The sequence below is a fragment of the Amycolatopsis jiangsuensis genome (assembly GCF_014204865.1).
Taxonomy (GTDB): Bacteria; Actinomycetota; Actinomycetes; order Mycobacteriales; family Pseudonocardiaceae; genus Amycolatopsis; species Amycolatopsis jiangsuensis.
The window spans coordinates 3419248-3445301 of sequence record NZ_JACHMG010000001.1; the positions used below are offsets into that span (position 1 = coordinate 3419248).

The following is a 26054-nucleotide window of genomic DNA, read 5'->3' on the forward strand; positions in this document are numbered from 1 at the left end:
AGCCGACGCTCAGGTGTCGCCCAGTGTCTTCTGCAGAGCCTTGTTCGCCTTGCGCGCCATGTCGGCGACCGCTTCGCGTCGGGCGGCATCCGCGGCGTAGTCGTCTTCCCGATTGCGCACTACCCGGGCGGGTGAACCGACCGCGATCGAGTAGTCCGGGATGTCTCCGCGCACCACCGCATGCGCGCCGAGCACACAGCCGCGGCCGATCCGCGTGCCCTTCAGGACACTGACTTTCGTGCCGAGCCAGGTGTCCGGCCCGACGCGTACCGGCGACTTGACGATGCCCTGGTCCTTGATCGGCACGTGGATGTCCGCGGTCACGTGGTCGAAATCGCAGATGTACACCCAGTCGGCGACGAGCGTGGCTGCGCCGAGCTCGATGTCGAGGTAGCAGTTGATGACGTTCTGGCGCCCGAACACCGACTTGTCACCGATGCGAAGGGACCCCTCGTGACAACGGATGGCGTTGCCGTCGCCGACGTGCACCCATCGGCCGATCTCCATCCGCCCGTAGCCGGGGCGGCAGTGGATCTCCACGTTCTTGCCCAGGAACAGCATGCCGCGCAGGATGATGTGCGGGTTCGCCAGCCGGAATTTCAACAGCCGGTAATAACGCACGAGGTACCACGGCGTGTACGCGCGGTTGCGCAGCACCCACCGCAGTGAATCGATTGTCAGGAACCTGACCTGGTGCGGGTCTCGCCGGGCCCGGCGCCAGGCGCGCACTCGCGACAGCGCGGGCGCACCCCACATCGACGTCATGCCGTTGACCGTAACCTGTGGCAGACGGCTCGGTACAGGCAAGGGAGCACGATGGGGACCAAGCTCATCATCGACACCGATCCGGGTGTCGACGACGCTTTCGCGATCGCACTCGCGGCGACATCGACGGACGTCGAGTTACTGGGCGTGACAACGGTCTTCGGAAACGTTCCGCTCGTCACGACCACCGCCAACGCCCGTCGGCTGCTCCAACTGTGCGACCGTACTGACGTGCCGGTCGCGGCCGGCGCCTCACGGCCGTTCGTGCACCAGGCCTCGCGACGGCTGAGCGGTATCCACGGCTCCGACGGTCTTTCCGGCCAGGCAGGTTCGCTGCCCGAGGCCACCCGCCCCCTCCACGAAGGCGACGCGGTGAGCCTGCTGGTCTCCCTGCTCGAGGCCGCGGACGAACCAGTGACCATCGTGCCGATCGGGCCGCTCACGAACATCGCCGCGCTGCTCGCCGCCCATCCGGGTGTGCGCTCGAAGATCAGCCGCATCGTTCTGATGGGCGGAGGCGTCGCCCGCGGCAACAGCACGGCCGTCGCCGAGTTCAACATCTGGGCCGATCCCGAGGCTGCACGGAGAGTGATCGCCGAGGACGATGTTCCGTGTGTACTGGTTCCTCTGGACCTGACGCACCAGTGCGCCGTTGACAGTGTGTGGTTGTCGGAGCTGGCCTCGTCCGGGCCGCTGGGCCGGACTCTCGAAGCTTTCACCCCGGAGTATCGCGCGCATTATCAGCAGGTACTCGGGTACGACGGCATGGTGGTGCACGACGCGGTCGCGGTCGCCGAGGCGATCCGGCCGGGCCTCTTGCGCACCGAGACCTACCCGGTCCATGTCGACACAAGCTCGGGCCCGGCGCGCGGCATGACGCTCGTGGACAGGCGTGCCGTGCCGATCGAGGCAGTCGGGCGGCCGGTGGACGTAGCTGTGGATACCGATGTGGATGAACTGCGGAACCTCGTCCTGTCGAGACTGGCCGGCGGCTGCTGATGGCCGGGCCAGAGCGTCCGGAGAAGTCGCCGCTGAACGGCGACGAGCAGGTGGACGCGGACTTTTCTGCAGATGGACCGGACGCTGCGGACAGCGCCGACGTGACCGACACCGCGCAAGGTGGGGCCGGCTCAGGTGCGCCACCGGGCGAGTCGTCAGCTAGCGGCGACGGGGCAGCCGGGGTGTCCCCGTTGAACGGCGACAGGGCTACTGGGTCGTCCCCGTCGAACGGCGACAGGGCAACCGGGCTGTCGCCGTCGAACGACGACAGGGCTACTGGGTCGTCCCCGTCGAACGGCGACAGGGCAACCGGGGCGTCCCCGTTGAACGGCGATGCGGCTACCGGGCTGTCGCCGTTCAACGGCAATGGGCCTACTGGGGTGGCGCCATTGGACGGCGACGGCCAAGACGACCGGTCATCAACGCGTGAGGCCGGGGCCGCTGGCACGCAGTTCAGGTACGAGGGGACAGCGAGTGGCGCGTCGCCGCTCAAGGGCGACGCAGCGCTCGGTACTCATCTCGGTACTCGTCCGGATGGCCGATCCGGCGTGGAAGTGTCGCCGCCGGGCGGCGAGGGCCAGAGTGGCATGTCGGCGGACCGAGAGGGCCAGTCCGGGCCCTCGTCGGTGCGCGGCGAGACGTCGGTCGACACGGCACAGTCTGGGGACCAACCGCCAAACAGCACACCGCCATCCAACGACGACATGGCGCGCACGCCGACTCCTGGCGACGGGAACCCGGTTGCGGCGTCTCTTGGCGGCGAGCTGGTCGGGGGCGTCGAGACGTCGATGAGGGCACCTGCTGACGAGAATCGGCCCGATGCGGGGGCTGACGAAGTGGCGGCAAACATCGGTGTCGGTACGGCAGCGAAGGTTTCGGGTGGTCGTCGGCGGCGGGTGGTCGTCGCTCTGGCTGCGGTGGTCGTGGTGGTGGGGGCGGTGATCGTCGCGGTGCGGTTTGCTTCGGGTGGGGTCGGAGGCGGGGACGTTGCCGGTTCCTCGTCGGCTGCGTCGGAGGCGTCGGTGACTTCGGTGGCGACGTCGCCGTCCGCTGCCGGGGGGCCGGGGCCTGGAGAAGGGCCCCGGTCGCCTCAGGCGTCGGCTTCTGCGCGGGCGGAGGTGCCGCGGGCCAGTGAGTTCGAGGTGTGGGCGTCGCGGACCAGTCAATGGCTCGATATTCCGCTGCGAGCGATGACGGGTTATGCGCAGGCGACTGTCACGCTCGGCAAAGAACAGCCTGGATGTCACCTATCGTGGGTCACCCTTGCCGCGATCGGAAAGGTGGCCAGCGACCACGGACGTGCGCAGGGTGACCATTTCGGCAGCAACGGCACTCTCGCGAATCCGCTCGGTGCGGTCGAGGTGCGTGACTTCTACAAGCGGGTGGTCTCGACGCCGGATGCGGCCGGGCCGCTGCAGCTCGCGCCGGCGGTGTGGGCGAAGTGGCAGCGAAGTGCGTCCGGCGGCAAGGCGGACGTGCAGAACATCGACGACGCCGCACTCACTGCCGGGCGTGCGCTCTGTTCCGGTGGCCGCGATTTGGCGACGGACTGGTGGAACGGTGTCGCCGCGTTGGAACCGGCGACCTTGCTGATGCATCGCGTATTGGCGACGGTGAACGTCTACGGCACCGTGGGGCAACGTGACGAGGCGCCGAACCCGGCGGTGTTGAGCGCGGTCGACTTCGCGATCGACCAGATCGGCCTCCCGTATGTCTGGGGAGGCAACGGCAGCGGCGACGCCGACCCGGGGTTCGACTGTTCCGGCCTCACGACCGCGGCATACGAGAGCGCGGGCGTGCAGCTGATGCGTACAGCCGACACGCAGTTCCGCAGTGTCTCCCATGTGGAAGAGCCCGCGCTGGGCGACCTGATCTTCTACGGTGAACCCGCGACGAAAATTCACCACGTCGGGCTCTACATCGGCAACCAGCAGATGATCGACGCTCCGCAGACCGGGCAGGCGGTGCAGGTTCACTCGTATCGCCAGCCGGGCGACGACTACGCCGGGGCCGGGCGGCCGGCTCAGTAGCGTTCAGTCACCGTATCCGGCCGAGGACAGCAGGTCGTATGCCGTGCCGGCGCAGGTCCGCGCCTTGCCGAAATGTGGCGACAAGGCGTGCGTAGGACAGGTGCGTCCGGCCTCCTGCGTCGGGGCGCGGGAGAACACGTCGGCATGTACCCCGCTGTTCGCGCAGCGGGTCGGCGCACGTCGCCGAGGTGCGGAAACAGTGGCGGGGCACCATGCGACCGAGTCCGCGATCGGACAAGGAGGACGCCCATCCCCGCAGGGAAGGCGAGGAGGACGCCGATCCCGTAGGGAAGACGATGGCAACGCCAAACCCGTAGGCAAGACAAGGGCAACGCCAATCCCGTGGGCAAGACGAGAGCGACGCCCATCCCACAGGCAAGGCGAAGGGCGGCAGCGGGAAGCGTGCTCAGTACAACCTCCACCCCGAGCCGACAGTCCACGAAGCACGACGGTCGACCCGCTGCGCGCATCAGGCGGCCTGCACGGTGATTTCGAGATGCTGCAGCCCACGCAGGCCGTTGTTGATCAGGGGTGTCTCGGACACGATGTCGAACCGCTCGACCTGGTCGGCGAGCCGCTCCAGGAGGGCCGTCATCTCCAACCGGGCCAAGTGCATGCCGACGCACACGTGCTCGCCGCGGCCGAACGCCAGGTGGTCGGAGGGACGCCGGGTGATGTCGAACCGGGCGGGGTTCGGGTAGTGCCGATCGTCGCGATTGGCCGAGCCGTACAGCAGCGCGACGCGGCTGCCGGCCGGCAGCGCCGTCCCGCCGATTTCGTGGTCCTCGGTGAGCACCCTGCTGAACTGCGGGACCGGGGTTTCCAGCCGTAGCGACTCGTTGATCGCGTGCGGGATCAGCGACCTGTCGGACTGCAGCAGCTCCCATTGTCCGGGATGCCGGGCGAAGAGCGCGATCGTGTTGGTGATCGCGAGAATGGTCGTGTCCAGGCTGGGGGTTACGTAGTCCAGCATCATCACCGGGCACTTCGCACGGGGCAGCTCTCCGCGGTCCGCGGCCTGGTACAGCTGAGCGGCCCATCCGTCCGGATCGATGTTCCCCGGTACCGCATCGTTGACGGCGAAACCGATGAACTCGTCGACCAGTGGCTTCGCCTCGGCGAACCGCTCGTCGGCAGGGCCCTGGGTGTTCCAGATGGCAGCCGCCCACCTCAGCATCTTGGCGCGGCCCCGGTCCGGCAGCCCGACCAGGTCGGACACGACGGCCATCGGCAGGTGCTCGGCGAGTTCGGTGGCGGCGTCGAAGCGGCCCCGTTCGACCAGCCTCGTGACGACACGGTCGGCCACGTTCTCGATTCTGGGCGTGATGTCACGCATCCGGTCCTGCCGCAGCGGCCGGCCGAGTACCCCGCGCATCATCGTGTGTTCAGGCGGATCACTGCACAGCGTGATGCCTTCCAGTTCGGCATTCGTCGCGGCGTCGACGAAAACGCCGCGCGCGGAACTGAACGTTCGCCAGTCCATCAGTGCGGCACGCACGTGCTCGTAGCGAGGGAGGGCGTAGAGGTCGTAACGGGAGAGATACACGACCGGGCCCAGCGCACGGAGTTCGTCGTAGATCGGGTACGGGTCGATTCGTGCTTGCGCGGTGTAGAGATCGACATCGCTGACCGGTAGCTCGGGCAAGATGACTCCAGGCGAGTATCCGACGCTGACTCAACGTGGTTGTGCGGTACCGGTATTCGTTTTCCGTCACCGGTCACTGCGGACACTAACCGCGCTGCCCGTATCGGAAGTCGCCGCGGAACGCGAGTCGGTCAGTTAGAGCGTGTCTCACTTGGTTGTTGGTTGAGGTGTGGGCATGATCATGAGCTGTGATGGACGAGTTGTCGCGACGGCTGGTGCCCGACGAGTTGTGGGCGCTGGTCGAACCGTTGATCCCGCCGGGAAAGACGCGCCCGCAGGGTGGCGGCATGTCACGAGTGGGCGACCGGGCGGTGTTCACCGCGATCGTGTTCGTGCTGACCAGCGGCTGCGCCTGGCGACATCTGCCGCCCAGCTTCGGGGTCACCGTGCCGACAGCGCATCGGCGGTTCACCGAGTGGACCAAGGTCGGCCTGTGGCGCGATGTGCACCGGGCGGTGCTGGACGAACTTGGCGGCAAGGGCATGATCGACTGGTCGCGTGCGGTCCTGGACGGAGCATCCGTCAGGGCCAAAAGGGGGGCGGTCTGACCGGTCGGAGCCCGGTCGATCGCGGCAAGCCCGGCTCGAAGATCCATGTGCTGTCCGACCGGGCCGGACTTCCGTTAACCGTTGGGATCTCCGCGGCCAACACTCACGACAGTCACGCGCTCAGACCCTTGGTCAACGCGCTGCCGCCGATCCGGTCTCGCCGCGGACCGCGCCGCCGGAAACCGGCCAAGCTCCACGCCGACAAGGCCTACGACATCCCAGCCCTGCGCGACTGGCTTCGCCGGCGCGGGATCATCCCGCGCATCGCCCGCAAGGGCATCGAATCCACCGAGAAACTCGGAAGACACCGGTGGGTGATCGAACGGTCCATCGCCTGGCTGACCAGCTACCGGCGCCTGACCATCCGCTACGAACGCAAACCCAGCCACTACCTCGCCTTCCTCACCCTCGCCGCCACCATCACCTGTTACAAGAAACTCGCCAAATGAGACACGCTCTTAGTGCATTCCTGGTGCCCGCGAAGCCTCTCAGTCTGGTGTGGACAGTCCTGGACGGCTTGCCGGACCGCGCCGATGCGTGGTACCAGGGGCCGGCGGTGACGATCAGCATCGGATACGCAGGCAAGCGACCGCCCGTACGAATCACAGCGTGCAACCCGCCGAGATCTAGTCGCTGCACAGCGTGGCGTGAATGTGTTACAGCTTCTCCGGATCATCACTGTCGCAATTCCTGACAAGAAAAAAGCACTGCATATCACCGCGACATATGCCTTGAGAGAATGACCGAAATAGATCTACCGTTACCGACCCGACCGGGCGACATACCTCCATACCGGAGACCAGCCACTCGTCAGGAGTCGGAGTCCGGAGTGGACGGTGCGGGAGTCGGGTCGCGAGTCTCGTGCTGACGAAGTGCCCGGCTGGCCGTACCGAGGCCGGACAGCCGATACTGGACACGAACCGGCGGCGACGCCACTCGACCTATCCGACGGAGGACTGTTGACCAGCGAGCCCATCGTCACCACCAAGTACGGCGACGTCCGCGGCCGGGTTTCCGGCTCGGGAGTGCTCACGTTCCAAGGGATCCCGTACGCCGCCGCGCCGGTGGGGCCGAACCGGTTCCAGCCGCCGCAGCCGCCGGAATCGTGGTCGGCTCCCCGCGACGCCACCGAATACGGTCCCACCGCCCCGCAGGCCGAGGTGCCCGAGGACGGGCCGTTCGCCGACCTGTCTCCCCGGTCGGTCGTTTCCGGTGACGACTACCTCAACCTCAACGTGTGGACCGCGGACCTCGGCGGCCGTTCGCCGGTCATGGTTTTCGTGCACGGCGGCTCGTTCACCAGCGGTTCCGGCTCCATCTCCGGCTACGACGGCACCCGTTTCGCCCGCGACGGCGTCGTGCTGGTGACCATCAACTACCGGCTCGGCGCGGACGGGTTCCTCTGGTTCGGCGACGGCATCCCGAATCTCGGCCTGCTCGACCAGATCGCCGCGCTGACCTGGGTGCGTGACAACATCAGCGGATTCGGCGGGGATCCGGGCAACGTCACCGTTTTCGGTGAGTCCGCCGGCGCGATGAGCGTGTGCAGCCTGCTCACGATGCCCACCGCGGAAGGGCTGTTCCACCGCGCCATCGCCGAATCGGGTGCCGGGCACAGCACCATCTCCCCGGCCACCGCGCGACTGGTCGGAAACCGGCTCGCCGCCCTCCTGGGGGTCGAGCCGACCCGCGAGGCGATCGCCGAGGTCGCGGTCCCGCGGCTGATCGCGGCCCAGACGCAGCTCGCACAGGAGATCACCGCCAAGCCGAAGACCAGGCTGTGGGGCGACGTCGCTCGCAACCTGATGCCTTTCGAGCCCATTGTGGACGGTGAGTTGCTGCCGGGGCCACCGATCGAGCGCATTGCCGCGGGGGTGGGCGCGCAGGTCGAGGTGCTCATCGGCACCAACAGCGAGGAAGCCCGGCTGTTCCTGATCCCGACCGGTGCCGTCGACAAGATCACCGGACTGGTCGTGCAGGCCGCAGCTGTGCGTTACGGATTGCCGCCGTTGCGCGGTGCCGCGCGGTACCGCGCGAATCGTCCCGGTGCCACACCTGGCGACCTGCTTTCGGCGATCGCGACCGACTGGTACTACTGGATCCCTGCGTTACGGCTCGCGGAAGCCCATCCCGGCACACACGTCTACGAGTTCGCCTGGCGCTCCCCCGCGTTCGGCGACAAGCTCGGCGCCTGCCACGCGCTCGAGCTGCCGTTCGTCTTCGACAACCTCGACGATCGCGCGTTCTCGCCGTTCATCGGCGAAAACCCGCCGCAGCAGGTCGCCGATGCCATGCACAAAGCGTGGATCGACTTCGCCACCAGCGGCGATCCCGGCTGGCCTGCCTACACCGCTGAACATCGGGTCGCCATGCGGTTCGACACCGCCTCGGCCATCACCGTCGACGACCGCGCCGACGAGCGTGCCCTGTGGAGCCGCCGACGCTGACGTATTCAGCTCTCCGGGCGCGCCTCGGCGTGGCGGGCCAGCCGCCCGGCCAGCTCCCGCACCTCGTCACGAAGGGCGTCCGGCTTTTCGATGACGAAAGGGCAGTCCAGCGTGGCGAGCGACGACGGAATCCAGTCGAGGCGCTGCGCCCGGATGCGGATCCGCACCCAACTGCTGTCGAGTTCCGTGAGAGTGGCGATGGCCGGCGGGAGGACGTGGCGGATCTGCCCGGCCGTCGTCCGGACCCGTACTGACACCTCGTGCCGGTGCGGCGCCTCGGCGATCGCGGTGAGCACCTGCCGGGCCGGATCGAAACCGGCCGGCGCGGTGAACTCCCCGGCGCACTTCCGGACCGTCGTGATGCGGTCGACGCGGAACGTGCGCACCTCGCCGCTTCCGGAATCGTGGCCGGTCAAGTACCAGCGTCCGGAGTGCGCGACGACGCCGTAAGGGTGCACGACCCGTTCGCTGGCACGCCCGTGACCAGCGACGTAGCCGAGTTCCACCGGACGCCGATCCCGTGCGGCTTCCGCGACCGTCAGCAGCACCTCGGCTTCGGTGGTGCGCGCCGGTCGTACGGGCGTGGTGAAGCCGGCGACGTCCAGCAGCGCGTCGAGCCGCCGGCCGAGCGGTTCGGGCAGCACCCGCCGCACCTTCGCGGCCGCGCTCTCGGCGGCCGCGACCGACGTGGCGATCAGCCCCGCCCGCCGGCCGGCGACGAGACCGAGCACCACCGCGAGAGCCTCTTCGCCGGTGAGCATCAACGGGGGCATCCGGTAACCCGGAGCCAGCCGGTATCCGCCGTAGCGGCCGCGCACCGAGCGGACCGGCACGTCCAGGTCGACGAGGTGCTCGACGTACCGACGGACCGTGCGCTCGTCCACGTCGAGCCGGCCGGCGAGTTCGGCGACGGTCCGGGTGCCCCCGCCCTGGAGAATCTCCAGCAGGGCCAGTACGCGGGAAATGGGCCGGGTCACCATGCAATCATCGCAATACCGGGCGGAATCTGTCCACTATCGGTTCTAGCGTGACCGGTGTTCCCGGAGGGCGTCATCGGAAGGCCCCTCTCGTACCGGAAGGATCCACCGTGCAGTTCACCTCGGTCCGCATCATCACCGACGACGTCGACCGGCTTGCCGGGTTCTACGAACAGGCGATCGGCATCGTCCCGCGCCGGCCCGCCCCGCAGTTCGCGGAGCTCGTGGGAGCGTCCTGCACGCTCGCGATCGGCAGCGCCGAGACGATGGCGTTGTTCGGCCCCGGCGCGGCAGTGCCCGGATCGAACCGGACCGTGCTGCTCGAGTTCCTGGTGGACGACGTCGACCGGGAGCACGAGAGGCTGTCCGGTTTCGCGCCCGCTCCCGAGGTCGTGCAGCCGCCGACCACGATGCCGTGGGGGAACCGTTCGCTGCTGTTTCGCGATCCCGACGGCAACCTGGTGAACTTCTTCACGCCGGTCACCGACGAGGCACGCGCTCGGCTGGCACGCTGAAGTTCGTCGTCGTGCTTGTGCTTGTGCAGCGGGGGTGCTGGACACCGCGGTCGCGGTGGTGACGGCCGCGCGAACCCGGACGCCGGCCGCTGGAAGCTCGTCGCCTGCCCGGTCGGGGCTCCGCGGCCCGGGTCGAGCCAGGTCGGCCCGGCCCGGGTCGGGGTCGGCGATGCCGCGCAGGGTGGCCCGCTCGAATCCGTGCCCCTTGCCCGCCGAACCCGATCAGGGCAGTTTCACCTCGACGTCGAGCCCGCCGTCCGCGCCGGGCACCGCACTGACCGTGCCGTGATGCGCGGCGGCGATCGAGTGCACTATGGACAGCCCGAGGCCGGAGCCGGCGCGGTGGTTCATCCGGTCGGCCGACAGTCGCCGGAACGGGGCGAACAGCGACGGGACCGCCTCGGCGGGCACCCGTTCGCCGGTGTTGCGCACCGTCAACGCGGGCGTCACGCCGACCACCACCTCGACCCGTCCTCCCTGGTCGTTGTACTTGATCGCGTTCTGCACGAGGTTGCCGATCAGCCGCTCCAGCAGCACCGGATCGCCGGGAACCGTCCGTTCGGCCAGCGTCCGGGTCACCGTGAGTTCGCGTTCGGCGAACCGGTCGGCGTACGAGGTGAGGACCGAGCCGACGAGTTCGTCCAGCCGCACCGGCACCGTGCCCGGCAGTCCGCGGTCGGCCTCGGCGAGCACGAGCAGGCCCTCGATCAACTGCTCGTTGCGCTCGTTCACCAGCAACAGCTGTGAAGCCAGCCGGCTGACGTCCGCACCACCGCCTCCGGTGACCATGGCCACCTCGACCAACGTCCGCTGCACCGCGAGCGGCGTTCGGAGCTCGTGCGAGGCGTTGGCGGCGAACCGCCGTTGCCCCTCGAAGCCGACTGTCACCCGGTCGAGCAGGGCGTTCACGGCGGCGGCGAGCTCACGGATCTCGCCTTCGAGCCGGTCCAGCTGCACGCGCTGGCCGAGGTTCTGCGGGCCCAGCTGCTCGATGGTGGAGACGAGATCCGGCAGCAACCGCAGCACCCAGCGGGCGACCCGGCGGCCGAGTACGACCAGCACCACGACGATCACGATCAGCAGCGCGAGCCAGGCAAGCGCACCCCAGGTATTGCGGCAGCGGGTCGTCTTCGGGCACATGTCGCTGCTCACGAAGGTCCCGAGCGGCACCCGGACCGCCTCGGGCAACGCGTAGGCCAGCAGCAGACCACTCAGCACCGCGCCCGCGCACGCCAGCTCGATCCGTCCGCGCAGCGACGCACCGGCCCGGCTCACTCGCCAAGCTGGTAGCCGGCGCCGGACACCGTCCGGACCACCGCCGGTTCGCCGAGTTTCCTCCGCAGCGTCATCACCGTGACCCGCACCGTGTTCGTGAACGGATCCGCGTGCTCGTCCCATGCCTTCTCCAGCAGCTCTTCCGGGCTGACCACCCGCCCCTGCGCCCGCAACAGCACCTCGAGGACGGCGAACTCCTTGGGGGACAACGACAGTGGCCGCCCGTCGCGGGACGCGAACCGTTTCGCCGGGTCGAGCTGCACGCCGGCACACTCGAGCACCGGCGGCAGCGCCGCCAGCGCCCGCCGGGCCAGCGCGTGCACCCGCGCCACGAGTTCGGCGAAAGCGAACGGCTTGGTGAGGTAGTCGTCCGCGCCGAGCCCCAGCCCGTCCACCCGGTCCCGGATACCGGCCGCGGCGGTGAGCATCAGCACCCGGGTTTCGCGTTCGCTCTCCGCGATCTTGCGGCAGACCTCGTCGCCGTGCACCAGCGGCAGGTCGCGATCCAGCACGACCACGTCGTACCGGTGCACCATCACCCGCTCGAGCGCGGCGTCGCCGTCGTAGCAGACGTCCACCGCCATGCCCAGATGCCGCAGACCTTCGGTGAGCGAGTCGGCCAGCAGCTGCTCGTCCTCCGCCACGAGTATCCGCATCAGGTTGTCCCCACGAGAACCACTACACCGCCGTCCGGATAAAGATCGGATAAGCGCCGATCTTAACGGCCGCGCACCGGCTGCTGGCTAGACCTGTCTCATGATCTTCGCCGGAAGATGCACACCGCACCGGTTCGCCACTCGGCTCGGGCTCGCCGGAATGGGCCTGATCGCGCTGGGCGCGCTCGGCGCGGGCGCGACGCTGCTGAACAACCCCGTGCTCACGCGGCTGCTTCCCGACGCGACCGGCTCGGCCAAAACCCCCGCCACCGCGGTGGTTTACGTCGGTATGGGACTGCTGTTCGCGGCTTGGGTCCGATTGGGACACCTCGTCCAAGCGGGTATGTCGACCATGCAGGAGATGCGCCGGACTGTCTGGCTGTGGGCCGCACCGCTCCTTGTCGCGCCGCCGTTGTTCAGCACTGATCTGTACACGTACCTGGCGCAGGGCGCGGTCGCGCAGGCCGGTCTCGATCCGTACTCACACGTGCCGGCCGAGCTGTCCGGCGCGGTCATCGACAACGCCGCGGGGCACTGGCTGTCGGTTCCTTCACCCTACGGACCGTTGTTCATCCTGATCATCAAGAGCGTGCTGGGACTGGCGGGAGACAATCCGCTCCTCGGCGCGTTCCTGACCAGGCTGGTACTGACAGCCGGGCTGTGGTTGCTGTGTCTCGCGATGCCGAAGCTGTGCCGACACCTCGGCGGGCGGCCGGCGAGTGCACTGTGGATTTCCGCAGCGAACCCGTTGGTGCTGCTGCATTTGGTTTCCGGTGGGCACAACGACCTGCTGATGGTCGGTCTGCTGGCCTCGGGCACCGCACTCGTGCTCGCCCGTTTTCCGGTGCGTGGCTTCGCCCTCGTGGCGATGGCGGCCGCGGTCAAAGTAACAGCCGCGGTGGCGTTGCCGTTCCTCGTCTGGGTCTGGGTGTCGCATCGTTCCGAAGGGAGGCTGACGTGGAGGCATTTCCTGCGCGTCGGAACCGCTGCCGTGTCCACAGTGGTCGTCTCCTTCGGACTGTGCAGCGCGGTCGCTGGTGTCAGCCTCGGGTGGCTTTCCGCGCTGGACGGCAACATGGTGCTGGAGCCACTGCTGTCCGTGCCGACTTCACTCGGGAAGGTCGCCGCCATGATGGTGTCCGGTGTGGACACCGAGCAGATGGTCTCCGGGTTCCGGACGGCCGGATGGTTCGTGCTCGCCGCGGTGGTCGTCGTGCTGTGGTGGCGGTCGCGCCGCGGTGGCGCGACCGCGATCCGCGGGGCGGCAGGGGCAATGCTGGCCACCGTGCTCCTCTCGCCGGTGACGTTGCCGTGGTACTTCAGCTGGCCGTTGACGCTCGGCGCGGCAGTCAGATGGCCGAGTTCCCGCGCTGTCCTTCCCGTCGTCGCGGGAGTTTCGGCCTGGCTGGTGATAGGCAGCCATCCGGATGGCAAAAGCCAGCTGCCGCCGTGGGGATTCGCGGTCCTGTTCGTGGCTTCGATCGCGGTCGGAGCCGGTATGTGGCACGGAAAAATCGCGCGCTCGCGGGCCGGTCGTCCTGTTAGGCTTTCGGGATCAGCAGAGTTCAGAGTTTCTTCACCCGGATGGGAAAGTCCAGCGATGCGCGCCGACCTGCGTGACGACCTGAAAGTCGCCCTCAAAAGCCGCGACCGGGCCGCCGTCACCGCACTGCGTTCCGCCCTCGCGGCGATCGACAACGCGGAGGCGGTGCCGGTCGGTCCGACCGTGGACACGACCGTCGGAAACGAACGGGTGGCGGGCGTGGCAGTCGGACTGGGCGCGGCCGAGGTCCCACGCCGCGACCTCACCGACGCCGACGTGCGATCGATCGTGGAGAACGAGGTACGCGAGCGCACCGAAGCGGCCGAACAGTACGAACGGCTGGGCCGCGCCGAGCAGGCCGAACAGCTACGCGCGGAAGCGGCTGTACTGCAGCGGCATCTGGAGGTTAGCTGACTTCCTGCGGCTGGAGGCGGGGACCGGGCCGGGTCACAATCCGGCCGGTCTCGATCCGGGCCACATCACAATCCTGGCCAGCTCACAATCCGGGCCGGGTCTCGATCCGGGCCGGGTCTCGATCCGGGCGGGTTTTCGATTCGGGCGGGTCTCGAGCGGGACCTCGAGCTGGGTCGCGCGCCTCGAATCGGGGCGCGCTGGCTTGGGTGCCGTTCCGACGCGCGACCGTCCGGGGTCCCGGACGGTCGCGCGGGGGACGATGTCATCTCGACAGGGCGCGTCAGGTGTTCAGGCCGGGCTCGATCTTCCCGCGAGTGTTCACGGGTGGCCGCCACCTCTGCGAATCCATGTGGGTGCGCCAGGGAGGCTTGCCCGGGTCCGGCTACGGGTCCCCAAGGCTGAAGGCCGTGGGTTCGGTCGTTGTCCTGGCAGTTGCTGTGTCGGCGGCGTACTGGCGAAAGTTGCGAATTCGACCGCAGCTACTTGTGGTCGTTGACTTCTCCGCGGTGAACTCGGCGACAGTTGCGCGCTAACAACGATTGCGGGCGACTGTCGCTACCGGTCGTGGCGGCCGGGGTGTGACGGGCGGCGCGTTGTGGCACGCGCGGACGTGACCGTGGCCGATGGGCGCCGAATCCGATGAAAGACTTCGGCCACAGCGGGGGTTACGCCAAGTCGGCTGTCTCGGGAGCCGGATGTGCGAGAGCGGCTGGGTCGCGGAAGGCGTCTACGACTGGCGACAAGCATTGGTCCGTGAGCCCGTCGTCGAGGACGAGCACGGTGCCTCGGATTTCCAGGGGCGGATCGAGAGGCAGCGCACGCACGGTGCCGGTCATGCTGCTCACCTGACCGGCGGGCAACAGTGCCCAGCTGCACCAGTTCACGCCCAGCTCGACCATGGTGTCCTCGACGGTTCCCAGCGGGCGGCCTTCGCGCGGGGTGAAGCCCACCTCGCGCAGAGCCGTCTTCACAGCTTCGTGCAGCGCGGGATCCGATCGTGGCGAGGGGAGGCGCAGGACCTCCTCTGTCAGGTCCGTCAGGCGCACTGACCTGCGGTTCGCCGCTGGGTGGCGAACCGAAACCACGGCGTGCAGCGGTTCGGTCCACGCCAGCGAGACCCGCAGGCCCTCCGCTTGCGTGACGCCGCGGGCCAATGCCAGGTCGAGGTCGCCGCGCCGTAGGGCGGCCAGCCGTTCGGGGAGTGGAAGGTCGACCAACACCGTCTCGAACGACGGGCCCAGCCGCCGCAACGTGTCGATTCCACGTTGCAAACGGGCGGCGAGTCCGGGAACAGTGCCGATCCGGATTGTGCCGGTGGGCGGCCCGGCAGCAGCGCGCACTCGATCGACGGCCTGAAGGGCTTCGCGCGCCGCGGCCAGCACACGGTTGCCGGCGTCGGTGAGCCGGACCGTGCGAGGTGAGCGGTCCAGCAGCCGCACGCCCAGTTCACGCTCGAGCCGAGCGACCTGCTGGCTGACCGCCGGCTGAACGATGTGCAACCGCTCAGCGGCACGGCCGAAGTGCAACTCCTCCGCGACCGTGACGAAATACCGCAGCGCCCGCAGTTCCATGAATCCCTCCTTGACCTGCGACGATCAGAATACGTGATTGCTACGGAAGCGGAGTGCGTCTCGGTCCGTGGACTCGTGCGTCTGTGCAGTGGTGACGTGTGGATCGGGTTCGCTTCATGTCAGCCGGAGTGACCAGTCTCGAAGACTTTCGCGCCGAGACGGCGGGGGCACCGCGCACGGTTTCGACAGCGCTCTGCACCTACCGGTGACAGGCCGGGCTGGACCGGCTCACGATGGTGCCGTTTTTCGGCGACGGTCCCGCTGAGCTGGGCACATCCGTCTTGCCGACTTATCTCGGCGCCCGACGGTGCTGGCCGCCCGGACCGCTCATCGCGCAGGCAATGACCTGTGGACAGCTCACGCTGGGTATCGACGTCGAGCCACGAAAAGGTGGTTTCCGGTCGGTGGGGTTGCCGTACACGGCACCCATCCGGCACAACCGCGGGTACTTGGAATTCCGCGGCCGCTGCTGCCCGGCAAGTACATGCGTACTCGGGTGGGTTGCCTGCGGTTGTCGCCAGTCGCGAGAGAGGGTTGCTCTACTGGCCGTGATCACCGGCAGCGTTTCTGTTCAGTAGTGGCGGAAGAGCGTCCGTCGCCATCCAGCGGCAACGCTCTGGCCGGCACAGCCATCGCCATCCAGCGGCAATGCCCTGGCCGGGGCAGCCGTCGCCGTTCTGTGGCGACGAGGTGGAGGCGGCGGCTGCGGCGATGGCCTGCGGCTGCGGCTGCGGCAGGTGACTGTGACGGGTCGGCTGGGTCCGCGACCGCGTCAGGTGCGGAGTTTCCCGTGGTAGCTGGGCCTGTTCGCGTAGAGCGGACCGCCTGCGTTGTCGGCTTCCCGTGCTGCGCCAGTCGCCGCAGTTGGGGAAGCGCCAGCGGTGGGTGCGCCTTCTGAAACCGGCGTGCGTCGCAGACGTGGTCAGCGGTTGACGCTTCGTCGCGTCCCGCAGGCAACGGCGCCCGGCGGCCCTGGGGTCGGCGTAGCGGCGAAATTTTGCGGTTTGCGCAAACCTCTTTGCCAGTTTTCTGGTTTCCCCGGATAGTCCGCAGGAGACGACGGCAACAGGAGGAACCAGTGGACGAGAAGTACGACGTCGTGGTGGTCGGTGGCGGCGCGGCGGGGCTCAGCGGGGCGGTCGCACTCGCCCGGTCGCGGCGGTCGGTGCTGGTGGTCGACTCCGGCGAACCGCGCAATGCGCCGGCCGGGCACGTGCACAACTACTTGGGGCGCGAAAGCACGCCGCCGGGCGAGCTGCTCGCCATCGGACGGTCCGAGCTGGCCGGCTACGGCGGCGAAGTGGTGAACGGGACCGTCACGTCGCTCGACCGGCGCGACAACGGTGACTTCGCGGTCGGCCTGGCCGACGGCCGGACGGTTCGCGCGCGTCGCCTTTTGGTGGCGACCGGGCTGAAGGACGAGCTGCCCGAGGTGGCCGGGCTCCAGCGTCGGTGGGGCCGCGACGTGCTGCACTGCCCGTACTGTCACGGCTGGGAGGCGCGCGACCAGGCCATCGGCATTCTCGCGACCGGCCCGATGAGCCTGCACCAGGCGCAAATGTGGCGGCAGCTGAGCGATGACGTCGTCGTTTTCCGGCACACGGCGCCCGCGTTCGACGCGACGGCGCTGGCGGAACTCGCCGCACGCGGTATTCACGTCGTGGACGGGCTCGTGACCGGACTCGAAGTATCGGACGACCACCTCACCGGCGTCCGGATGGAGTCGGGCGAGGTGGTGGCGCGGGACGCGCTGGCGATCGCGCCGCGGTTCACCGCCCGCGCCGAGTTGCTGGCTCCCCTCGGGCTGCGACCGGAGCCGGTGGAGATCAACGGCTACGTGGTCGGCGATTCCGTACCCGCCGATGCGTCGGGTGCCACTTCCGTGCCGGGCGTGTGGCTCGCCGGCAACGTCGCCACCATGATGGCGCAGGTGTCGGCCTCGGCGAGCTCCGGACTCGCGGCCGGCGCGGCGATCAACGCGGACCTCATCAAGGAGGAGGTCGCCGATGCGGTACGACGGAGCGGCGAACCGTTTTCCCACCGGACTGAGCGTGCGGTCGCCGCTGCCGTCGGTGCGCGTCAAGGACATGCGGCGCCGCCGGACGACCAGGAATCGTGGGAAGCGCGTTACCGCACGCAGCCCGGGATCTGGAGCGGGCAGCCGAACGAGCAGCTGGTCACCGAGGCTGCCGGCCTGATGCCCGGGCATGCGCTGGACGCCGGCTGCGGCGAGGGCGGCGACGCGGTATGGCTTGCGCAGCAAGGCTGGCAGGTCACCGCGGTCGACTTCTCATCGACAGCCGTCGAACGGGGCCGGGCGCGCGCGGAGAAGCTGGGCGTGGCCGACCGCATCGAATGGGTCGTCGCCGACCTGGCGACCTGGCAGCCCGACCGGAAGTTCGAGCTCGCCACCACGCACTTTCTGCACATTCCGCCCGCCGCTCGGGTACCGGCGTTCACACGGCTGGCGGACGCCGTGGCCCCGGGAGGCACACTGCTCGTGGTCGGCCACCATCCCTCGGGCCTGCACGCCACCCTCGGCCGCCCGGACATGCTCTTCACCGCCGAGGAAGTGGCCGAAACACTCGACGGTTCGTGGGATTCCGTAACCGTCGACACGCGCGCGCGGACGGCGACCGGCCCGGAGGGCGAGGAAGTCTCCCTCAGCGACAGTGTGCTGGTGGCTCGCCGGAGGTGACTGCCGCTCGGTCGCGGGCTTCTACGGTTCGCGACCGAGCGGCGGATTTTGACGACCCCGTGGCCGGGCGAGCGGCTACGCCGATCCGTAACCGGGCGAGCGGGATTCGACGATCCGTGACCCAGCGCGTCCAGTTCGACAACTGTGTTCGGGCGAGCGGGGTTCGACGGTCCGTGGCCGGGCGAACGGGATCCGACGGTCCGTGTTCGGTCGGGCGGGGATCGCAGCGGGTGTCGTCTGGGTGGCTACTGCAGTGGTTGCCGAGGTGGGACGCAGGTAAGTCGGGCAACGGTTTCCTACGGGTCAGCAGGCTGCTGGTGCCTGGCGGTAGGTGTGGGGCCGACAGCGAGTCGTCGAGGCGAGCAGCCCGGCAAGCCACAAAGACGCCCTCGTCACGGAAACCTCAGGGGTAGGGCTTCGGCAGGAGGCGCATCCGTTCAGCGGCTCTCGGCCGCACAGATCAGCTGACGTTGCGGCAGTCTCGACGGACCATCGGCCAATCGCGAGCAGGTCTTCGAAATCTATGTCCACGGCTCTTCAACGCGCCGGGGAATGTGTCTTTTGGTGGACGGCGTGACGATCGACAGGTGCGATCAGGCGTGGTGGACGGAATCGACGGTGTACACGTGCGGGTCGAACGTTGCCAGTGCGGCGGCCGCGGCCAGGTGGTCCAGGCACTCCGGATCGTCGAGCATGGCCTGGTGGGCGGCGGGGTCGGACCACTGGGCGTAGTTGAGGACGCGGGTTCCGTCGGTGCTGGCGTGGATGTTCGCGGAGATGAATCCCTCGCGGTGGCGGATCAGCTTTTCCGTGGCGACGGTCAGGGTGTCCACCAGTTCGCGTTGACGCTCCGGGGCGACGGTGAAGACGTTCACCAAGGTGGTCAGTTCGGCTTGCGGCTCGATGGTGGTGGGCACGACGTCCTCCTCGCGACAGGTTCCTTACTTAGTCGAATATTGTAAGGTTCCTGTCATGACTCAAGTCGGGACGCTCGATCGGGCCGGGTATCTGCTCAAGCGGGCACAGCAGGCGCTACGGCAGGCGTGCGACGAGCAGTTGCGGCCGATCGGGCTGTCGATGTCGCAGTACGCGGTGTTGCAGGCGCTGGCCGAGCACCCCGGGGTGTCGTCGGCGGAGCTCGCGCGACGCTGTTTCGTCACGCGGCAGTCGTTGCGCGACGTGCTCAAGGGCTTGAAGGAGGCCGGACTCGTCACAGTGGCCGCGGAGGCGTCCGGTGGGCGAGCGCGGCCAGTGACGCTGACACCCTCCGGGGAGGCTCATCTCGAAGGGGCGCACCGGCTCGTCGCGGAAGTCGAGGAACGGATGCTGACCGGCATTTCCGATCCGCAACGGCGACAGCTGGCCGGGCTGCTTCAGGCGTGCGCGGAGAACCTCGGCTAGGCGGAAAGCCAGTGGGTGGCAGCGAGTGCGCGACTGCAACCGCTGACCGGGTCGTCGGGCGGCGCAGGTAGACCTCGGGTAGAGCCAGGCGGCGTCGGAGGCAGCAACCACGCGACAGCAACAGGTGACGGATCGCCGCGACGGCAACTTCTGGCGGGTCGCGCGAATGCGCGGGGAAGCAAGCGACACGGAAGCGGTACCGACGACAACAGGCGTCTGACGGCCGCAGCGGACGGAACGTCATCGAGCAGGCAGCGAACATGCCCGGAAATCGCCGAGACCGGATCGGAACGGACGAAGACAGTGCGTGCGTGACGGCGGCAGAATGACCGCTTGTGGCGAGCGCGCACCGGAGTTGAACTGGGCAAGAGACGTCGAAACTGTCGAAAAGTCTCGCTACGGACCTCGGCGCGCGGCTTGGGCTCGGTGTGCATGGGCTCGGTGTACATGGGCTCGGCGTGCATGGGCTCGGCGTGCATGGGCTCGGCGTGCATGGGCTCGGCGTGCATGGGCTCGGCGTGCATGGGCTCGGTGTGCATGGGCTCGGTGTGCATGGGCGGGTACCTCCCGGTGAGCGGGACGCTGACCGGTTTGGCATCCGAATGGACGATGACCTCTCCGGTCATATTGGTCTATACCACTTGGACAAGGTTCTCCCGTTCTCCTCGTTCGCGCTGTGGAGGTTTCCGGATGAAGATCACTTCTTTTCGGATGATGGTCGGTGTGCTGGGTGGGTTGCTGATCGCCTCGACTGGAGGCGTGGTGTCGCAGGGGACGGTGGCGGCCTCGGCGGAGGGAGTGCCGCAGGGGCCAGTGGCGGCTCCAGCGGAGAGAGCGCCCGTGGCTGAGGTGGATGGGGTGGCAGCGTCAGTGGCGCCGGAGGCAGAAGGGGCGCCGGTGGTGGTGGCGCCCTACGTCGACATGGGGGCTTGGCCTACGCCGGTCCTGTCCGGCATGTCCGCGCAGGGCGGGGTCAAGGGGTTCACTCTCGGATTCGTCACCTCGGCCGGGTGCAAGGCCAGCTGGTTCAACGCCTACGACCCGCGCGCCGGGTGGCAGGCCGACGAGATCGCCAAGATCCGCGACGCGGGCGGGGACGTCAAGGTGTCCTTCGGCGGCGCCTCCGGGATCGAGCTCGCCCAGGCCTGCACGGACGTCTCGGCGCTCGCGGCCGAGTACACGGCGGTCGTCGAGGCTTACGGGCTCAAGTACATCGACATCGACATCGAGGGGGCGGCGGTGGCCGACACCGCCTCGATCCAGCGGCGCTCGCAGGCACTCAAACTGGTGCAGGACACCGATCCGGAGCTCAAGATCTCGCTGACCCTGCCGGTGCTGCCGGACGGGCTGACCTCCGACGGGCTCGGGGTCGTGAACGCGGCCAAGGCGGCGGGGGTGAACCTCGACCTGGTCAACGTGATGGCGATGGACTACTACCAGGGTGCCGGCGATCAGGGCGCCAACGCGATCTCCGCGGCGAAGGCCACTCAGGCGCAACTCAAGTCCACGCTCGGACTGTCTGATGCGGACGCCTGGAAGAAGCTGGGTGTCACCCCGATGCTGGGCGTGAACGACTCCCAGAACGAGATCTTCTACCAGAAGGACGCGACAGCGCTCGTGGACTTCGCCGGCACCGTGCACCTGGGCATGCTGTCGTTCTGGGAAGGCGGACGGGACGCCAACGCCTGCACCGGCGCGCTTTACCGCTGCACCAACATTTCCCAGCAGCCCTACGAGTTCGCGAAGATCTTCGCCGGGTACCGCGGCTGACGGAGACGAACGCTGCCCGGGTCCGAAGTGGACGGAGGGACCCGGGCGGCCGCCGAGATCAGGGCAGGTAGTACATCGGGTTCGGCAACTTCACCGGGTACGTCGCGTGGCCGCCCTCGAGGTCGCTGAACTGGTCACCCACGTTGAGCACGATCGTCGCGCCGGTCGACTCGATGTGGGCGCGGGTTCCGGACTTGTACTGCACGGTGTCGCAGTCCAGACCGCAGGGCAGGTAGTCCGGCGCGGTCGTGGCCGGCTTGAAGTACGCGCCGGCCGGCGTGGGGTAGCCCTCGTTCGCCAGGTTCTTCAGCGACTGCGGGCCCTGCGGTTCGGTGCGGCCGGTGAGGAAGTAGACCTTCACCCCGTGCTGCGCGGCCCAGTTCGTCAGCTCCAGCACCGGTTTGTTCGCGGTGAACGTCCCGTCGTCGATCGCCTGCTGCTGCTTCACCGGATCGAAGCCGAAGTCGTTGTCGGCCTCCCAGCCGTAGGTCACCTCGGACGTGTCGTCGACGTCGAGCACGATCGCCGGGTCGTCCACCCGGCCCAGCTGGTGGGTGAGCTTCCGCTTCGCGTCGGCGACCACCCGCTTGGTGTCCGCGGTGAACCGGCTCGTGTCGGAGTACTGGTGTTTGCCCGAGGCGTCGAGGTAGTCGCCGTAGTAAGCTTCGACGTCGTTCTTCACCTGGCCGATGTTGGCCGGTTCCCGGCCGTGGGCGGCGGTCACGTCGTCCGATCCGGCGAGCGCGGTCGCGCCGCCCGCCACGGTGGCGCCGACGGCCGCCGCGGCGGCGAGCTTGACGAGAGCGGAGAAACGGGACACGGCAACCCCTCTGGCTGGTTTACGGCGAACCCGCAGAACCTACGCCGGGCGCGTTCGCCGGTAAACCCCCCGAAGGGATCCGTTCCGCCCGGCACACGAACGCGACCGGTGCCCGGCCGATCCGCGTCAGCACCACAGTGGACTCTCCGCAGCCGCGCGGTTTCAGTCTGCGACGCAACGCATCCGGGTCCACGTCGAGACCGCGTACCAGGATTTCGAGCCGGCCGACGTCGAGCTTCCGCAGCGCGGCGGCCAGCGTCTTCTCCCGGTACGGCAACTGTTCCAGCACCCGGAAGGCCCGGCCGGGCGGCGGCGTGTCCCCGGTCAGGTAGGCGATCCGCTCATCCAGCTGCCACAACCCGTGCCGCGCGGCGTAATGCCGGACGAGACCGGCCCGGACCACCGCGCCGTCCGGGTCCACCAGCCACTGCCCCGGCGAACGCACCGGGAGGTCGTCCGGCTCCGCATCCGTAAGAGTCCAATGTGTACCGTCCGAACGCAGCACTGTGGCACGCCGGGTGACTTCGGAAGACAAGCCACGCCACAGGCAGGCTTCACGGACCTGGCCGTCGAGCGAGACCAGCTCGACTTCGTCGGCCCACGGCGCGATGGAGAAATCCATTCCCGGCGCACACTTCACCGACAGGACACGTCCGGGATATGCCTCGACCAGTTCGTCCAGCGGTGGCAGGAAATCCGACGGCCGCCACACCCGGCGGCCCGCGGAGTCGCGCCGGGCCGGGTCGGCGACGACCGCGGCGTCCCGCGACACCGGACGCAACGCATCCGCTTGCACGACTCCCGGGGAAACCGAGGCTACGGAAGCGTTGTGGCGCGCCATTTCCAGCCGGACCGGGTCCACATCGGACCCCAGCGCCACCCGGGCGACCCGCGACAGCTCGACCAGGTCGGCTCCGACCGAGCAGGTGACGTCGTGCACCGCCAGGCCGGCCAGCCTCGCCGCGCGATGCCGGGCGACCGGCGTGGCGCTCGCCTGCTGGAGCGCGTCGCCGGTGAACAGCCACTCCTCCGCGTCCGCGATCTTCGAAGCTGATTTCCGCCGCAAAGCGACGGTTTCCAGCACCGCCGCGGCACGATCCCCTACCGCACGGCGCATCGCCGTCACGTCCGCGATCCGCGAAGAATCAGTCAGCGGAAGCTCGGCGCACGCGGCGAGCGCCGCCTTTCCCGCGGCGGAGCGCAGGAAGGCGACGTCGTCGAGAGTGAAACCGTAGGCCAACTCAGGAGGGCCGTTTGGTGCCGGTGATCATCACGTTGTAGAACAGCTCTCGCGGCAGCATCTTCGACAGCACCTTCTTGTCCACGGCGGACAGCCGCAGCCACAGCCGGTAGGCGAACAGCCGCCAGCGCACAGTCAGCTTTTCCTGCGGTACAGCGGCTTCGAACGTGCGGATCGGCCATCCGGCCAGCGCGGCGGAGAACTCCTCGGTGACCGCGTGCACGTCCTGCGCCCCGGCACCGCGGGCCATGGCCTCCAGCTCCGAGGGATCGAAGGTGTGGATGTCGACCACCGCCTCCAGCGCCGCCGCCCGCGAGGATTCGTCCAGTTCGGACTGCGGGCGCCGCCAGCCGCTGAGCACGGGCAGCTTGGTGATGTTCGTGGTCAGGTACCAGGTGAGCTGGCCGAGCCTGCGGGCATAGCGGTCGCCGACCTTCGTGGGCTCACCGGCGAACACGAACCGGCCGCCGGGCTTGAGCACCCGCAGCACCTCGCCGAACGCCTGCCGCACGTCCGGGATGTGGTGCAGCACCGCGTGCCCGACCACGAGGTCGAAAGTGTTGTCGTCGTACGGGATCCGCTCCGCATCGGCGACCCGGCCGTCGACGTCGAGGCCGAGCCCCTCGGCATTGCGCAACGCGACCTGGACCATGCCCGGTGACAGGTCGGTGACCGAGCCCTTCTTGGCGACGCCGCCCTGCATCAGGTTGAGCAGGAAGAACCCGGTGCCGCTGCCCAGTTCCATCGCGTGTGAGTAGGGCTGGCCGTCCTCCCCGGCCACCGCGGTGAACACGTCGGTGGCGTAGGAGATGCAGCGCTCGTCGTAGGAGATCGACCACTTCTGGTCGTAGGTGCCGGCTTCCCAGTCGTGGTAGAGGACGTTGGCCAGCTTCGGGTCGTCGTAGGCGGCCTTGACCTCGTCGGCGGTGGCGTGCGGGTGCGGCGCCGGATCGGACACGGCGGTCACTTCCCTTCGAAGGTGGCCTTGCCGGGGCCGTTGTCGATGAACGACTGCATGCCGTTGCGCTGGTCTTCGGTGGCCCACAGGGCGGTGAACAGCTGGGTCTCGATCTTCAGCCCGGTGGCGAGGTCCACGTCGAGGCCCGAATCGATGGCGGTCTTCGCGGCACGCAACGCGATCGCCGGACCGTTCGCGAACTGCGCGGCCCACTTGTGCGCGGCCGCGTACACGTCGTCCGGCGCCACGACCTCGTCCACGATGCCCAGCTTCAGCGCCTCTTCGGCCTTCACGAACCGGCCGGTGAAGATGAGGTCCTTGGCCTTGCTCGGGCCGATCAGCCGCGACAGCCGCTGCGTGCCACCGGCACCGGGGATGATGCCGAGCTGGATCTCCGGCTGGCCGACCTTCACGTTGTCGCCGGCCACGCGGTAGTCCGCGGTGAGCGCCAGCTCCAGGCCGCCGCCGAGGGCGTAGCCGGTGATCGCGGCGACGACCGGCTTCGGGATGCTCGCGATCCGCGCCAGCGAGGCGGTCAGCTCGGCGCCGAACTTCGCGATCTCCGGGTAGCTGCGGGCGGCCATCTCCTTGATGTCGGCGCCGCCGGCGAACGTCTTCTCCCCGCCGTAGAGGATGACCGCGCGCACGTCGTCACGGTCGGACGCCTCGCGGGCGGCCTCGGCGAGCTCGGCCTGTACCTGGTTGTTCAGCGCGTTGACCGGCGGCCGGTCCAGCCGGATCGTGCCGATCCCGCCCTCGACCTCCAGGTGTGCGAACTCTCCCACGCTGCTTCCTCCTCATCGACGACACCGGCGGACGGCCGGCACGTTACCCGCCAGTACAGCCGAATCTACCTGCGCCGGGCGAAGAACCGCTCGCCCGAACGCTGCAGCACCAGGTCCTGGTCGAAGGTCTTGGACAGGTTCTCGCTCGTGATCACGTCGTCCACCAGGCCGGACACCACCGCACGGCCCTCGCGCAGCAGCAGCGCGTGGGTGAAGCCGGGCGGGATCTCCTCGACGTGGTGGGTGACCAGCACGGTGGCCGGCGCGTCCGGATCCATCGCGAGCGTGGACAGCCGGGCCACCAGGTCCTCCCGTCCGCCGAGGTCGAGACCGGCCGCAGGCTCGTCGAGCAGCAGCAGCTCCGGATCGGTCATCAGCGACCGGGCGATCAGCACCCGTTTGCGCTCCCCCTCGCTGAGCGTGCCGAAGGTGCGCTCGGCCAGGTGCGCGATGCCGAGGGTGCCCAGCAGCTCGGCCGCCCGGTCCAGGTCGAGCCGGTCGTAACGCTCGCGCCAGCGGCCCAGTACCGCGTAGCCGGCGCTCACCACCACGTCGGCGACCTGCTCGTCGCCCGGCACGCGCTGGGCGATCGCCGCGGAGGTGAAGCCGATGCGCGGGCGCAGGTCGAAGATGTTCACCCGGCCGATCCGGTCGCCGAGCAGGTCGACCTCGCCGGAGGTGGGGTGCAGTTCGGCCGCGGCCAGCCGCAGCAGCGTGGTCTTGCCCGCGCCGTTGGGCCCGAGCACCACCCAGCGTTCGTCCAGCTCGACCGACCAGTCGAGGTCCGCGAGGAGGTCGTTGCCGGTACGGCGGACGCCGACACCGGCCATCCGCACCACCAGATCGTCAGGGTCACTGGGCAGGGTCGGCTCGCTCACGAGCCCATTGTGGCCGCTCTCGCGCGCACGCGTGCACCCGGGCTTTGTGCGGTGGCGGCGGTCCAGCGCATGGGACATCCGGGCGTGGACGGCGTCGCTGTGGCAGCATGCGGAACGTG

The 26054-nt window shown here is 68.8% G+C and carries 21 protein-coding genes; 9 read left to right on the plus strand and 12 right to left on the minus strand.

Going from position 1 to position 26054, the window contains the following annotated elements:
- Positions 1–9: 9 nt before the first annotated feature.
- Positions 10–765: an acyltransferase gene (locus BJY18_RS15030; protein ID WP_184780572.1), complete on the minus strand. Its 756-nt coding sequence runs from the start codon at positions 763–765 to the stop codon at positions 10–12.
- Positions 766–816: 51 nt separating this feature from the next.
- Between BJY18_RS15030 and BJY18_RS15035 the strand changes: the two genes are divergently transcribed.
- Together BJY18_RS15035 and BJY18_RS15040 are read left to right on the plus strand one after the other, a co-directional pair.
- The gene (locus tag BJY18_RS15035; RefSeq protein ID WP_184780573.1) at positions 817–1764 is read left to right on the plus strand and encodes a nucleoside hydrolase; all 948 of its coding nucleotides are present in this window, start codon (positions 817–819) and stop codon (positions 1762–1764) included.
- Positions 1765–2468: 704 nt separating this feature from the next.
- Positions 2469–3794 carry a C40 family peptidase gene (locus BJY18_RS15040; RefSeq protein WP_246458877.1) on the plus strand — a complete coding sequence of 442 codons (1326 nt, stop codon included), beginning with the start codon at positions 2469–2471 and terminating at the stop codon, positions 3792–3794.
- Between the two features lie 469 nt (positions 3795–4263).
- Here BJY18_RS15040 and BJY18_RS15045 read toward each other — a convergent pair whose 3' ends face one another.
- Positions 4264–5439, minus strand: a complete 1176-nt coding sequence (locus tag BJY18_RS15045) for a cytochrome P450 (protein ID WP_184780574.1) — start codon at positions 5437–5439, stop codon at positions 4264–4266.
- Positions 5440–5630: 191 nt separating this feature from the next.
- On the opposite strand from BJY18_RS15045, the gene BJY18_RS15050 reads away from it, so the two are divergent.
- Together BJY18_RS15050 and BJY18_RS15055 are read left to right on the plus strand one after the other, a co-directional pair.
- Positions 5631–6436, plus strand: a protein-coding gene (locus tag BJY18_RS15050) for an IS5 family transposase (RefSeq protein ID WP_184779869.1) whose coding sequence is annotated in 2 segments (ribosomal slippage) — positions 5631–5970 and positions 5970–6436 — 807 coding nt in all. Because the reading frame shifts where the segments join, the coding sequence is not laid out codon by codon here.
- Positions 6437–6946: 510 nt separating this feature from the next.
- Positions 6947–8434, plus strand: coding sequence for a carboxylesterase/lipase family protein (locus BJY18_RS15055; RefSeq protein WP_184780575.1), 1488 nt, complete (start codon positions 6947–6949; stop codon positions 8432–8434).
- 5 nt (positions 8435–8439) lie between these two features.
- Here the strand turns inward: BJY18_RS15055 and BJY18_RS15060 are convergent, their stop codons facing one another.
- Positions 8440–9411 carry a helix-turn-helix transcriptional regulator gene (locus BJY18_RS15060; RefSeq protein WP_184784627.1) on the minus strand — a complete coding sequence of 324 codons (972 nt, stop codon included), beginning with the start codon at positions 9409–9411 and terminating at the stop codon, positions 8440–8442.
- A gap of 110 nt (positions 9412–9521) precedes the next feature.
- Here BJY18_RS15060 and BJY18_RS15065 point away from each other — a divergent pair, with 110 nt between their 5' ends.
- Positions 9522–9926, plus strand: a complete 405-nt coding sequence (locus BJY18_RS15065; RefSeq protein ID WP_184780576.1) for a VOC family protein — start codon at positions 9522–9524, stop codon at positions 9924–9926.
- A 222-nt stretch (positions 9927–10148) separates the two neighbouring features.
- Here the strand turns inward: BJY18_RS15065 and BJY18_RS15070 are convergent, their stop codons facing one another.
- Positions 10149–11201 carry a sensor histidine kinase gene (locus BJY18_RS15070; RefSeq protein ID WP_312873850.1) on the minus strand — a complete coding sequence of 351 codons (1053 nt, stop codon included), beginning with the start codon at positions 11199–11201 and terminating at the stop codon, positions 10149–10151.
- Positions 11198–11857: a response regulator transcription factor gene (locus tag BJY18_RS15075; RefSeq protein ID WP_184780577.1), complete on the minus strand. Its 660-nt coding sequence runs from the start codon at positions 11855–11857 to the stop codon at positions 11198–11200. Before BJY18_RS15075 ends, BJY18_RS15070 begins: the two co-directional genes overlap by 4 nt.
- A gap of 100 nt (positions 11858–11957) precedes the next feature.
- Between BJY18_RS15075 and mptB the strand changes: the two genes are divergently transcribed.
- A complete protein-coding gene (mptB, locus tag BJY18_RS15080) occupies positions 11958–13814 on the plus strand; it encodes a polyprenol phosphomannose-dependent alpha 1,6 mannosyltransferase MptB (RefSeq protein WP_184780578.1) in 1857 nt (618 codons plus the stop codon).
- 665 nt (positions 13815–14479) lie between these two features.
- On the opposite strand, the gene BJY18_RS15085 is transcribed toward mptB, so the two are convergent.
- Positions 14480–15385, minus strand: coding sequence for a LysR family transcriptional regulator (locus BJY18_RS15085; RefSeq protein WP_184780579.1), 906 nt, complete (start codon positions 15383–15385; stop codon positions 14480–14482).
- Between the two features lie 1078 nt (positions 15386–16463).
- Here BJY18_RS15085 and BJY18_RS37750 point away from each other — a divergent pair.
- Positions 16464–18083: a bifunctional NAD(P)/FAD-dependent oxidoreductase/class I SAM-dependent methyltransferase gene (locus tag BJY18_RS37750; protein ID WP_184780580.1), complete on the plus strand. Its 1620-nt coding sequence runs from the start codon at positions 16464–16466 to the stop codon at positions 18081–18083.
- Positions 18084–18676: 593 nt separating this feature from the next.
- Here the strand turns inward: BJY18_RS37750 and BJY18_RS15095 are convergent.
- Positions 18677–19000: an antibiotic biosynthesis monooxygenase gene (locus BJY18_RS15095; protein ID WP_184780581.1), complete on the minus strand. Its 324-nt coding sequence runs from the start codon at positions 18998–19000 to the stop codon at positions 18677–18679.
- Positions 19001–19055: 55 nt separating this feature from the next.
- Here BJY18_RS15095 and BJY18_RS15100 point away from each other — a divergent pair, with 55 nt between their 5' ends.
- Positions 19056–19484 (plus strand): MarR family winged helix-turn-helix transcriptional regulator, encoded by a 429-nt coding sequence (locus tag BJY18_RS15100; RefSeq protein ID WP_184780582.1) that lies wholly within the window; start codon positions 19056–19058, stop codon positions 19482–19484.
- A gap of 858 nt (positions 19485–20342) precedes the next feature.
- Positions 20343–21254, plus strand: coding sequence for a chitinase (locus BJY18_RS15105; protein ID WP_312873851.1), 912 nt, complete (start codon positions 20343–20345; stop codon positions 21252–21254).
- A gap of 58 nt (positions 21255–21312) precedes the next feature.
- On the opposite strand, the gene BJY18_RS15110 is transcribed toward BJY18_RS15105, so the two are convergent.
- The 5 genes from BJY18_RS15110 to BJY18_RS15130 form a co-directional block, all read right to left on the minus strand.
- Positions 21313–22074 carry an HAD family acid phosphatase gene (locus BJY18_RS15110; protein WP_184780583.1) on the minus strand — a complete coding sequence of 254 codons (762 nt, stop codon included), beginning with the start codon at positions 22072–22074 and terminating at the stop codon, positions 21313–21315.
- Between the two features lie 19 nt (positions 22075–22093).
- Positions 22094–23314 carry a class I SAM-dependent methyltransferase gene (locus BJY18_RS15115; RefSeq protein ID WP_184780584.1) on the minus strand — a complete coding sequence of 407 codons (1221 nt, stop codon included), beginning with the start codon at positions 23312–23314 and terminating at the stop codon, positions 22094–22096.
- 1 nt (position 23315) lies between these two features.
- Complete coding sequence (locus BJY18_RS15120) at positions 23316–24281, minus strand: class I SAM-dependent methyltransferase (protein ID WP_184780585.1); 966 nt, start codon at positions 24279–24281, stop codon at positions 23316–23318.
- The gene (locus BJY18_RS15125) at positions 24278–25057 is read right to left on the minus strand and encodes an enoyl-CoA hydratase/isomerase family protein (protein WP_184780586.1); all 780 of its coding nucleotides are present in this window, start codon (positions 25055–25057) and stop codon (positions 24278–24280) included. Before BJY18_RS15125 ends, BJY18_RS15120 begins: the two co-directional genes overlap by 4 nt.
- Before the next feature lie 65 nt (positions 25058–25122).
- Complete coding sequence (locus tag BJY18_RS15130) at positions 25123–25935, minus strand: ABC transporter ATP-binding protein (protein WP_184780587.1); 813 nt, start codon at positions 25933–25935, stop codon at positions 25123–25125.
- Positions 25936–26054 lie beyond the last annotated feature (119 nt).

What these genes read in the sequence shown, in the direction of transcription:
- BJY18_RS15075 (WP_184780577.1), bottom strand. Translation starts at nt 11,857, where the DNA reads ATGCGGATACTCGTGGCGGAGGACGAGCAGCTGCTGGCCGACTCGCTC.
- BJY18_RS15030 (WP_184780572.1), bottom strand. Translation starts at nt 765, where the DNA reads ATGACGTCGATGTGGGGTGCGCCCGCGCTGTCGCGAGTGCGCGCCTGG.
- BJY18_RS15035 (WP_184780573.1), top strand. Translation starts at nt 817, where the DNA reads ATGGGGACCAAGCTCATCATCGACACCGATCCGGGTGTCGACGACGCT.
- mptB (WP_184780578.1), top strand. Translation starts at nt 11,958, where the DNA reads ATGATCTTCGCCGGAAGATGCACACCGCACCGGTTCGCCACTCGGCTC.
- BJY18_RS15085 (WP_184780579.1), bottom strand. Translation starts at nt 15,385, where the DNA reads ATGGAACTGCGGGCGCTGCGGTATTTCGTCACGGTCGCGGAGGAGTTG.
- BJY18_RS15100 (WP_184780582.1), top strand. Translation starts at nt 19,056, where the DNA reads ATGACTCAAGTCGGGACGCTCGATCGGGCCGGGTATCTGCTCAAGCGG.
- BJY18_RS15040 (WP_246458877.1), top strand. Translation starts at nt 2,469, where the DNA reads ATGGCGCGCACGCCGACTCCTGGCGACGGGAACCCGGTTGCGGCGTCT.